Source organism: Candidatus Goldiibacteriota bacterium (assembly GCA_016937715.1).
GTDB lineage: Bacteria > Oederibacteriota > PGYV01 > PGYV01 > PGYV01 > PGYV01.
The window spans coordinates 1-10,424 of the sequence record JAFGWA010000074.1 but is presented as its reverse complement, the minus strand read 5'-3'; the positions used below and the strand labels follow the sequence as shown (position 1 = coordinate 10,424).

The 10,424-nt window shown below is 43.8% G+C and carries 7 protein-coding genes; all 7 read right to left on the bottom strand.

Translation table 11 applies throughout. From position 1 onward, the window contains the following. Positions 1-560: 560 nt before the first annotated feature. Positions 561-2,378, bottom strand: coding sequence for a translational GTPase TypA (gene typA / locus JXR81_07855; GenBank protein ID MBN2754765.1), 1,818 nt, complete (start codon positions 2,376-2,378; stop codon positions 561-563). Positions 2,379-2,673: 295 nt separating this feature from the next. After that, entirely contained in the window at positions 2,674-3,675 is a 1,002-nt protein-coding gene (locus tag JXR81_07850) for a hypothetical protein (protein ID MBN2754764.1), read from the bottom strand. Between the two features lies 1 nt (position 3,676). After that, entirely contained in the window at positions 3,677-4,954 is a 1,278-nt protein-coding gene (locus JXR81_07845; protein MBN2754763.1) for a SpoIID/LytB domain-containing protein, read from the bottom strand. 37 nt (positions 4,955-4,991) lie between these two features. Beyond that, positions 4,992-5,981, bottom strand: coding sequence for a LysM peptidoglycan-binding domain-containing protein (locus JXR81_07840; protein ID MBN2754762.1), 990 nt, complete (start codon positions 5,979-5,981; stop codon positions 4,992-4,994). A 163-nt stretch (positions 5,982-6,144) separates the two neighbouring features. Then, positions 6,145-9,579, bottom strand: a complete 3,435-nt coding sequence (locus tag JXR81_07835) for a DNA polymerase III subunit alpha (protein ID MBN2754761.1) — start codon at positions 9,577-9,579, stop codon at positions 6,145-6,147. 194 nt (positions 9,580-9,773) lie between these two features. Then, complete coding sequence (locus JXR81_07830; GenBank protein ID MBN2754760.1) at positions 9,774-10,013, bottom strand: type II toxin-antitoxin system HicA family toxin; 240 nt, start codon at positions 10,011-10,013, stop codon at positions 9,774-9,776. Then, entirely contained in the window at positions 10,006-10,227 is a 222-nt protein-coding gene (locus JXR81_07825; GenBank protein ID MBN2754759.1) for a type II toxin-antitoxin system HicB family antitoxin, read from the bottom strand. The genes JXR81_07830 and JXR81_07825 overlap by 8 nt, the downstream gene beginning before the upstream one ends. Between the last annotated feature and the right edge of the window lie 197 nt (positions 10,228-10,424).

Below are 10,424 nucleotides of genomic sequence, written 5' to 3'. Positions count from 1 at the left end.
CTTATTTTAGAAAGAAATCTGGCAACTACAGGAGAGAACCCCTTTTATGAATCTTTTTAATTACACACAATACTTGACAGTATCTAATGGATGCTTAGAGGCTTAGAATGCTTGGAGGCTTGGAATGCAAGAGCGGTGGTAGGCGCGGGCTTTAGCCCGCGGCAGTTGATTATTAGTTTAAAAGATAAACGTTAAATTTAAAAAAACGCGCCTTAAAAGGCGCGGCTGCCGGATCGAGACAAACAAGTCAAAAACGCGTGAGCCGCTGACGATTTGTCAAACAGGGGTTGGGTGTGTTTTTTCAGTGTGTGCCGCGTAAGCATAGTGTGTAAACGGCAGGGGCGATTTAATGCCGCGGCGGCATACAAGTATGTGCGGGCAGATTCCCGGTTGCCAATGAATTAACCTGCCTGTTGAATTCAGGTTTGTTTGGATACAAGCATAGCAATTTGCGGCGCGCACTGAAAAAATATACCCGGCCCCTGTAAGGGCTGCGTATAGGCTGCCCGTTGGTTTGTTTCAACCAAGCCGCAGAGCTGCTGTATGCTGAGCTGCGTTACTTAATCATTCCCTGCGGCTATTTCTGTCCTTTTCCTTTTTGTCGGGTCAAGGATCTTTTTCCTCATCCTGATGTTAATGGGGGTGATTTCAAGCAGTTCGTCGTCGGCTATGTATTCCATAGCCTGCTCCAGGCTGAATTTGCGCGGCGGTTCCAGGTTAATGGCGTCATCCGTGCCGGAAGCGCGCATATTGGTAAGTTTTTTGCCTTTGCAGACGTTTATTATCATGTCGCTTTCACGGGAATTTTCTCCCGCAATCATGCCCGCGTAAACTTCGGTTACAGGCGCGATAAAGAACGCTCCCCTGTCTTTAAGTTTATCAAGCGAATAAGCGACAGAAACGCCGTCTTCAAGGACGATTAGCACGCCTTTGTTTCTTGTGGGAACATCGCCTTTATATGGGCCGTAATCATGGAAACTGTGGTTAAGTATTCCTGTGCCGCGTGTTTCGGTCATGAATTCATTCCTGAAGCCCAAAAGCCCCCTTGTGGGGACGTGGAATTCAAGCCTTGTATAGCCGTCTTTGCCGGGAACCATATTGATAAGCTCCCCTTTTCTTATTCCAAGTTTTTCCATGACCACGCCTACAAAAGCCGCGTCCACGTCAATTATGGCGTGTTCTATCGGTTCGCACTTTTCGCCGTCTATCTGGCGGAAAATAACCTGCGGTTTGGAAACCTGAAGTTCAAAACCTTCACGCCTCATATTTTCTATAAGGATTGAAAGCTGAAGTTCGCCCCTGCCCTTTACAAGAAAAGAATCAGGCGAATCCGTTGGTTCCACAATTATACCCACGTTGGTCTGAAGTTCTTTCATAAGGCGGTCCCAGATGTTTCTTGAAGTTACAAATTTGCCTTCGCGCCCCGCAAAAGGCGAATTGTTTACCATAAAGGTCATGGCAACCGTTGGTTTGTCAATGTCAATTGAAGGAAGGTCGTCGCGGTGTTCGGGATCTGTTACTGTTTCGCCCACGTCAATTGTATCCATTCCGGCAAGCGACACAATGTCGCCCGCAAATGCTTCTTTAAGTTCAACCCTGTTAATGCCTTCGTAAGTTAGAATTTTTGTAATTCTGTAATTTTCAAATTTACCGTCTTTTTTTATAAGTGTTACACTGTCTCCGGTTCTAACAGACCCGTTGTGTATCTTTCCCGTTCCTATTTTACCTATGTAATTGTCATAACTGATGGCGGATGTTAAAAACTGAAATGGTTTTGTCCTGTCGCCGGATGTATTTGCCACGTGGTCAATAATCATATCCAGAAGCGGTATCATGTCTTTTGATTCGTCTTTAAGGTGAAGTTTTGCATAACCGTCCCTGCCGGAAGCGTAAATTACCGGGAAATCCAGCTGGTGGTCGGCCGCGTTTAATTCCACAAAAAGGTCAAACACCTGGTTTAAGACTTCGTCAGGTTCGGAATTGACGCGGTCAATTTTATTTATTATAACGATAGGCATAAGGCCAAGTTCAAGGGATTTTTTCAGGACATATTTTGTCTGCGGCATGGTGCCTTCAAAGGCGTCAACCACAAGAAGTACGGAATCCACCATTGAAAGAATTCGCTGGACTTCGCTTCCAAAGTCAGCGTGTCCCGGAGTATCCACAATATTTACTTTGTAACCGCGGTAAGTGTAGGCCGCGTTCTTTGAAAATATGGTAATTCCCCTTTCGCGTTCAAGGTCATTGCTGTCCATAACGCGTTCTTCAACTTTTTGATGTGATTTAAATACACCCGCCTGCCTTAAAATACAGTCTACAAGCGTGGTTTTACCGTGGTCAACGTGCGCGATAATTGCGATATTCTTGATTCTGTTCATATGATTACCTTCCTGCCATATTAGAATGGTCTAAAAAAAAATAGAGACGCGTAATAAAGCGTCTCTTTTAAGACGTATATTATAAAAAAACCCGGGCTGCAAGTTTAGCAAGCCCGGGTAAAAGCAAAACAGAACCTGTTTCTGCTGCAACTTCTGCTGCCAAAGCAATTTCTTTGCTAAAGCGGTATCTGCTGCACTTTCTGTTTCCGGTTCTTTTCCACTTCTACCTTTTCTTACAGTTTAAATATAACAGATAAAAGGCTTAATAGCAAATGATTTTAATAATACGGGATACTTATCTTGCTTTTTTTAATTCTTCAAGGTTGTCTGCCGCAAAACGGTCATAGGGGTCAATGCGCAGCGCCTTTTCAAGGTATTCTTCCGCTTTAATATTGCGTTTGATTATTTTGTAAAGCCAGCCGGCGCAGGCGTTAAGCGCGGAACTTTCAGGGTCAATTTCAAGCGCTTTTTCTATAAGGGTAATTGCCCCTTCATAATCTTCCGCGCGCCAGCGTATTTCCGCGTTGTCCCAGTAAAACCCGGGATTCCCGGGGCACATTTCAAGGGCTTTTTTAAACAAAATATCTGATTTTTTATAATCTTTCATATCGCGGAAAACGCCGCCCAATATACCCAGATACAGACCTACAGATTCGGTTTTATCCATGCATTTCCCGTAGTATTCGGATTCGCCCCTGCAGACAGGGTTATATTTGTCTTCGTAATCATAATATTCTCTTCCGCTGCTTGTGGCTTCTATGTTAATGGGGCTTTTGCCCGCGGGCTGATACCTTGCGTAAACATGGCCCGGAACGCCTATTACGCAGATAGGAAGACCGGTTTTTTCGCCAAGCATCAGGGTAATAAAGGAAAGTTCGGAGCACACCCCGTCCCTTCTTGAAATCACTTTGTTCATCAGGCGGATTTCAAGCCATTCTTCAGGGGTTAAAGGTTTGTTGTTGTCCAGATAATCAATTACTTTCCTGTTATATTTAAAACTTTCAGTTTCAAAGATATATCTGTTGAAAATTTCAACTATTATTTCATCGTTTGCTTCGTCTCCCACCTTTTCTTTAATTTTATCCGCCATTTTCTGCAGTTCGTTATTCATAAGTTCCGTGTCGGATTCAGGGTCAAAAAGACGCGATATCTCCAGAAGGGTTATGCTAAGGTCAAAATCCGATGTGCCGGGCGGAGGAAGAACGGAGTTCAGTTTTTTTTCAAAAGTGTCTTTTTGGGTGCAGCCCGCGGAAAATAGAAACAGTATCAGAGGGCATAAAATAAAAAAATGTTTCATGTTATTTTAAAACCGCTTTTTTAATGTTTACTCCCTTGTAGTAATATTTCAGAATGTCTTTATACGGGTAGCCTTTTTCCGCCATTCCTGCCGCGCCTTCCTGAGATAAGCCCACGCCGTGGCCCCAGCCAAGGCCGTTAAAGACCGCTTCGCCGCCGTCTATGTGTACATTAAAATTTGTGCTTCTTAGGGCGTCAACGCCAAGCGCGGTTCTGAATACATTGCTTTTAATGAAAACGGTTCCGGCGCTTCCTTTTATACGGACCATAATTGCCCTGCCGCTGTCCGTGCGTTCAGGGATATTAATATCAAAAATTTCGCCGGTGGAATTTCCGTTTTTTCCAAGTTTTTCTTCAAGAGAAGGCAGGCTTATTGTATGTTTCCAGGAATAGTGTTTTCCTTCCCGGCAGTAAGGGTCATCAACTATTTTAAGATAAGGCAGAGTTCCGCCCCATACTTCTTTGCTGTCAGCGGTTTTTCCGCCGCTGTTTGCGTGAAAAAACGCCTGAACCACATCAGTGCCGTATGTCATTATAAGCCCGCGGGTTTCGTCAACCGCGGCGTTTGTATTTTTATGTTCCACGCCGAATCCCTTGTATACCTGGGAAATTACCGTGCTGTCAAGGTCGTAGCGTTTGTCCCTGGAATTAAGTTTGTTGTAAAACGCGAATGACCTTGCGGCCACAGCCTGTGATTTTAAAACTTCGGCGTGCCAGGAAGGGATAATTTCAGACGGCAATACGCCGTAAAGATACTCTTCTATTGAAAGCCTGTTAATGGCAAGAACAGTTTCGTTTTCAGCTTCCAGAATAAAAGTGCCGCGGTATTTTTTGGATCCAAGGTTTATAACGTCTTTGGATGATATTTCTATTTTTGTGTGCTGCGCGGCATCGCCGTTAAGCGTGATGGCGCCGGATGCCGCTTTAATTTCACAGCTCCTGCCCAGGTTCCTGCCGTTTTCTTTTAAAACCATATCAGAAGCTGACGAAAGGTTAAAAGGGCCTTTAATTTTATTTATCAGCACGTTTATTACAAGTGTTTTTTCTTCGCCGTTTTGTTCGTAATCATCCGGATGCCAGCTGGAAGAAGGCGTTGCCGCGGGGGCGGGCGTTTTATCTTCCGCGCGGGCTGTGTTATCGGCGGCTGACTTGGCGGCGGACCGCGATGATGTCACTTCCACATGCCCCGGCGGAAAAGCGGTTCTCATTGACACGCATGAAGAGAATAAAAAAAGCGATGCCGCGGCGGTTATGGTAAAAGTAATTTTATTTATTTTCATTTTTCACCGTTGTTATGTTATTTTTAGCCGATACCGGTTATTTTGTTATCTGAATATATTCAAACGCAGCGTCAGAATTTCCGCTGTTCCACTGGTTTAAAACAAAAACACCGGCTTTAACCGACGATGATGCTTTAAATTCCACGGGTTTAAAACTGAACCATACGCTGCCGTCAACGCTGCACGATGCTGTGAATATGTCCCCTTTTCTTTCCATCCTTAAGTATGACAATTCAAGCGTGTAAGGAATCTCTTCCGAATAGAACCACCTGCCGCCGGCCGCGCCGGAAACATTTATGACGTTGCGGGTCTGAAAGTGAAGCACCCTGTCTATCCTTAAAAAGTTATGGTTGTCCTGCCATATTACTATGCCGGCGCCGTTGCCGTTGTTTTTGGCCGTGAAATACATCTTTGTTTCAATTGTAAAATCGCCGCTTAAATCCGCAAGTACTTTGGGTGCGTCGGTATTTGAATCCATAAAGATATCATGGCCGTCGCCGCGTGCCTGTATGTGAAGGCGGCCGTCTTTAATTTCATATGAACAGTCATTTCTGTTGTCATGCCACTTAAGCGCCGGCTGCATGTTTGGGAGGTCAAAGTCTTCCCTTAAGCCCTGAATTGCTTCAACAACTTCGGCGGGGACAGCGGTGCTTTTAACAGCGGGTTTTACGGCTGCCGCCGGCGGTGTTGTCGCGGCGGCTTTTATGGCTGGCTTTACGGCTGTAGGCGCGGCTGCTGCCTTAACCGCGGTTTTTACGGGAACGGGCGCTGTTTTAACCGTATTTTCAGAATTTTTAAATTCGTCCAGGTCAATTTTTATTATCTGTTTCGGATAAATACGGTCAGCGTTCTTAAGGTTGTTATAAAGCGCTATTTTCTCATAGTTCATTTTTTTGCCTGTAAATTTTCCGCTGATTTCCCACAAAGTATCGCCTTCCACAACTTTATATTCTATTAAGTTCTGCGCGAAGACGTTCATGGCTAAAAACATAACGCTTAAAAATACTGCCTGTCTTGTTTTATTCATTCCCTGGCCTCCAAAAAATTATTTTTATGCGGTATCATAATGCAGGTTAATTGTTTATATAATAACAAAAAATACAAATATCTGCACGGTTTTATTAAATGCAGGAGCGCTGTCCCTGCGAAATTATTTGTTTTCACATGAACGTGCTCCGGATATGTTTTAATTATTTTTTCCAGCTTAACCGTATATTGCCTTCGCCGGCAAGTTTTTCAAGGGAGATAAGCAGGTTTTCGTTCACGCTTATTTTTTCTTCAAGCACGGCCTGTGCTTCCCTGCCGTCGCCGGTAATTATATGCATTACAACTTCTGAAAGCCCTTTGTTCTGCGACATCAGGTTTTTCATTTCCTGCAGGGTAAGCTGTTCTAAGCCCAATTCACGAATGGTGATATGAAGGTATTTGCCAAGCGCGCCGTAAGCATCATCAAGGCCTATCACGCTTTCCATGCTTACAAAAGGTTCTGTGTCCATAAAAACAAGTCTGCCCCTTACCATGCACATCAGGCTGTTGGAAAAAATACTGTTTTTATCCTTTGGGAATTTATCGCCCGCTATTATTTTTATCCTGCCGGTCAGCCCTTCAAGGTGAAAATGCACGCGTTCCATTCCGCTTGGTGTTATTTTTTTTGCCAGGTCGTGGACAATGCCGCCTATTATTACCTGTTCGCCGGAATTTACTTTGCCTGTTAAAAGTTCGCTTATCGGCTGCGACACGCTTTCAAGCAGTTTTCTGTAACGCGCAAGCGGGTGCGAAGAGACATATAAGCCAAGGACTTCTTTTTCATATGACAGCTGTTCGCTTTCGCTCCATTTTTGTATATCGGGAATTTTTATATCCTGCGGGGCGGTTTCAAACAGGCTGAACTGGCCGCTTTCCAGGTCGCGCTGCGCCATTTCCGCCCGTTTCATGGCATCCGGGATGCACGCGAATATCTGCGCCCTGTGCATAAGGGTAAAATCAAACGCGCCGCTTTTTACAAGCGATTCTATTGTTTTGGAATTAACCGAATGCAGGCTGACCTTTTCGCAGAAGTCATACAGGTCTTTATAATCGCCTTTTTCTTTTCTTTTGGCCGCTATGTCCTGTGCCGCGGATGTGCCCACGTTTTTAACCGCTGCCAGCCCGTAGCGGATGGAATTTTTTTCAACCTTAAAATCCACATCGCTTTTATTTATGTCCGGCGCCATTACCTTTATTCCGTTGGCGGCGCAGTCTTCCACGTAAACGGCGGCTTTGTCAATGCTGTGCATGACGGAGGTTAAAAGCGCCGCCATGTATTCCGGCCTGTATAAGGTCTTTAAATATGCCGTCTGATATGCCACCACCGCGTAAGCCGCGGCGTGTGACTTGTTAAAGCCGTACTGTGAAAACTGCTCCAGTTTGTCAAAAAGGTCTTCGGCTGCCTGCGGTTTAATGGCGCGGTCTGCCGTGCCTTTCATGAATTTTACCTTTATCTTATCCATCTCGGAAGCTTTCTTTTTGGACATTGCCCTTCTTAAATTGTCAGCTTCCGCCATTGAAAACCCGGCTACCCTTACAGCTATCTGCATTACCTGTTCCTGATAAATAGCAATACCGTAAGTGTTTTTAAGCACGGGTTCCAGTTCCGGAAAATCATACGTGACTTTTTCCGTCCCTTTTTTTCTGCGGATGTATTCATCTATCATTTTCATGGGGCCGGGGCGGAAAAGCGATATTATCGCTATAATGTCTTCAAGGCAGTCGGGATTAATCTTTTTAAGAAGGTCCCTCATGCCGTCGCTTTCAAGCTGGAATACGCCCTGCGTATTGCCTTCGGCAAGCAGTTTATATACTTTGGGGTTATCAAAGGCGCCGTCATCAGGCAGAACGTCTATGCCGCGGGTTTCTTTGATATTCTTTATCGCTTTTTTTATTACGGCAAGGTTTCTTAATCCAAGGATGTCAAATTTAATAAGCCCCATTTTTTCCAAAGAGCCCATTTCCCACTGTGTCATGTAGTTTAAAGTCCCGCCTTCGGAATCGTCCTTGTCTTTTGGCACGGCAATGGGGACAAACTGCGTAAGAATATCAGGCGCTATTACAACGCCGGCGGCGTGTGTGGAATCCTGACGCAGCATGCCTTCTATTTTCATCGCGTAATTTATAATTTCTTCGTATATCTTTTCTGAATTCACAAAAGAGACAAACGAGCCGTCTTTTAAGATATCAGCAAAACTGACCGCCGGGCCTTCCGGCACTTTTTTCGCAAGCATGTCCACGTCGCGCAGCGGGACGTCCAGTACGCGGCCCACGTCCCTTATGGAAGCGCGGGGTTTTAACTGCTGAAAGGTTATTATCTGCGCGGTTTTATCCTTGCCAAAACGGTCCACAATATACTGCACCACCCGGTTTCTTTCTTCATCGGAAAAATCAAGGTCTATATCCGGCGGTGATACCCTGTCCGGGTTAAGAAAGCGTTCAAACAAAAGTTCGTATTTAATCGGGTCAATGCTTGTAATTCCAAGGACGTAGGATATTAATGAACCTGCCGCGCTTCCCCTGCCGGGCCCTACGGGAATGTCATTGTCGCGGGCGTACTTTATTATGTCGCGCACTATCAGAAAGTATCCGGTGTAATCCATTTTTTTTATTACGGCAAGTTCGTGGTCAAAACGCTTTTGAATTTCATCCGTCAGTAAATCGCCGGGATATTTTACCGCTAACGCTTCTTTTGTTATTTTGTCAAAGTATTCGTTATAAGTGCCGTCCCAGCCGGTAATTGTATATTTGGGCATGTGGCACTTGCCCGGCGGAAGTTTGGGCAGTTCAAAGTTGCATTTTTCCGCGATTTCAAATGTGCGCTCCACCGCGGCAATATCGTCAGGAAAAACTTTAACCATATCGGCATAATTTTTAAAATAAAATTCATCTGTTTTGAATTTCATTCTGTCCGCTTCTTTTAAGGTCTTACCGGTTTGAATGCATAAAAGGATGTCATGGGCGCGGGCGTCGTCCTTTTTCATATAGTGGACGTCATTGGAAACAGTAAGCGGAATGGACAGTTCTTTTGAAAGTTCCCTTAAACCCCTGTTTGCCAGAAGTTCTTCTTCCAGCCCGTGATTCTGCATTTCAAAGTAATAGTTGCCTTCTTTGAAGATGGAAAGGTACTCTTCCGCGGCTTTTTTCGCGCCTTCGTAATCGTCAGAGATAAGCTTGGACGGTACTTCGCCCTGTACGCACGAAGATAGTGCAATTAACCCTTCGGCGTGGTCTTTTAAAAAAGCTTTATCTATTGTAGGCTTATAATAGAAGCCGTCAGTAAAGGCGTAGGAGGATATTTTAATAAGGTTATTCCAGCCGATTTCATTTTTTACCAGTAAAACAAGGTGGTTTTTCTTTCTTTGATTGTTTTTAATGTCATCAACAATATAGGTTTCAAGGCCAAGAATTGGTTTGATGCCGGCGTGCGACATAGCGGTATAAAATTCCACCGCGCTGTACATATTGCCGTGCTCTGTGGCCGCAACTGCCATCATTTTATTGTCTTTGGCGGCCTTTATCATGTCTTCAAACTTGCACATGCCGTCCAGCATACTGTACTTAGTATGCAGGTGCAGGTGTATAAATTTAGATACCAAATCCGCCTCCGGTTTGCCTTAATATATCCTTAAAATTGTAATAATTTTAACACAGAAATATTAAATTGACTATACGGGTTTTGGAGGAAGGTTTAAACAGAGGGGTTAAAAAGATACCCGATCAGTTTTGGAGGTGTGGTAATATTTTATCAGGTATCAAGTCAAGGCATGAAACCTGTTTTTTTTTACTTAAATCACTGCTTTTTCTTGGTAAGTTCTATAAATTCTTCCAAAGTCAGTTTGATGTCTTCCCTGATTATTTTTCTTAAAAGTCCTTTTGGCAGGTCTGCTCCGCGGTGTATCGGAACAGTGGTAACTCTTCCGTCATGATGTTTTAATCTGGCATGCGAACCTTTTTGCCTTGTTACCGTAAATCCAAGTTTATTCAGTAACTTAATTAAATCTTTGCCTGATATAACCGGCAATTTATCCATTCGCTGTTATTTCCATTTCCCTGAAACCCACGAACTTATTTATTTCCGTTGGTTCGCTGTCTTCAAGACATAATTCAATCGCTTCTTTAATATTTTTCAGGGCTTCATCTATTGTTTTTCCATAGGAGTGACAACCCTTAAAAGACGGGCAACTCACGATATAAATGCCATCTTCGTCGGTTTCTATCAGAATTGGTAAGTGTAATTTCTTCATTTGCGGCCTCCTTTATTTTATATAAGTATACTATATTCTTTTTAAGTTTCAAACTATTTTCCTTTGTAATAAAATAAGTTAAGGTGTCGGACTTAGCTTATAAAAAGTCTTCATACCGTGCCTTGACTCAAGACATTATACCAAAATACCCTTTATTTTATAGTTGCTTTGTTTAAACCGCGTAAATAATACGTTTT

Excerpts from the sequence above, each read along its gene's own strand:
- typA (MBN2754765.1), bottom strand. The coding sequence starts at position 2,378 with ATGAACAGAATCAAGAATATCGCAATTATCGCGCACGTTGACCACGGT.
- JXR81_07850 (MBN2754764.1), bottom strand. The coding sequence starts at position 3,675 with ATGAAACATTTTTTTATTTTATGCCCTCTGATACTGTTTCTATTTTCC.
- JXR81_07845 (MBN2754763.1), bottom strand. The coding sequence starts at position 4,954 with ATGAAAATAAATAAAATTACTTTTACCATAACCGCCGCGGCATCGCTT.
- JXR81_07840 (MBN2754762.1), bottom strand. The coding sequence starts at position 5,981 with ATGAATAAAACAAGACAGGCAGTATTTTTAAGCGTTATGTTTTTAGCC.
- JXR81_07830 (MBN2754760.1), bottom strand. The coding sequence starts at position 10,013 with ATGGATAAATTGCCGGTTATATCAGGCAAAGATTTAATTAAGTTACTG.
- JXR81_07825 (MBN2754759.1), bottom strand. The coding sequence starts at position 10,227 with ATGAAGAAATTACACTTACCAATTCTGATAGAAACCGACGAAGATGGC.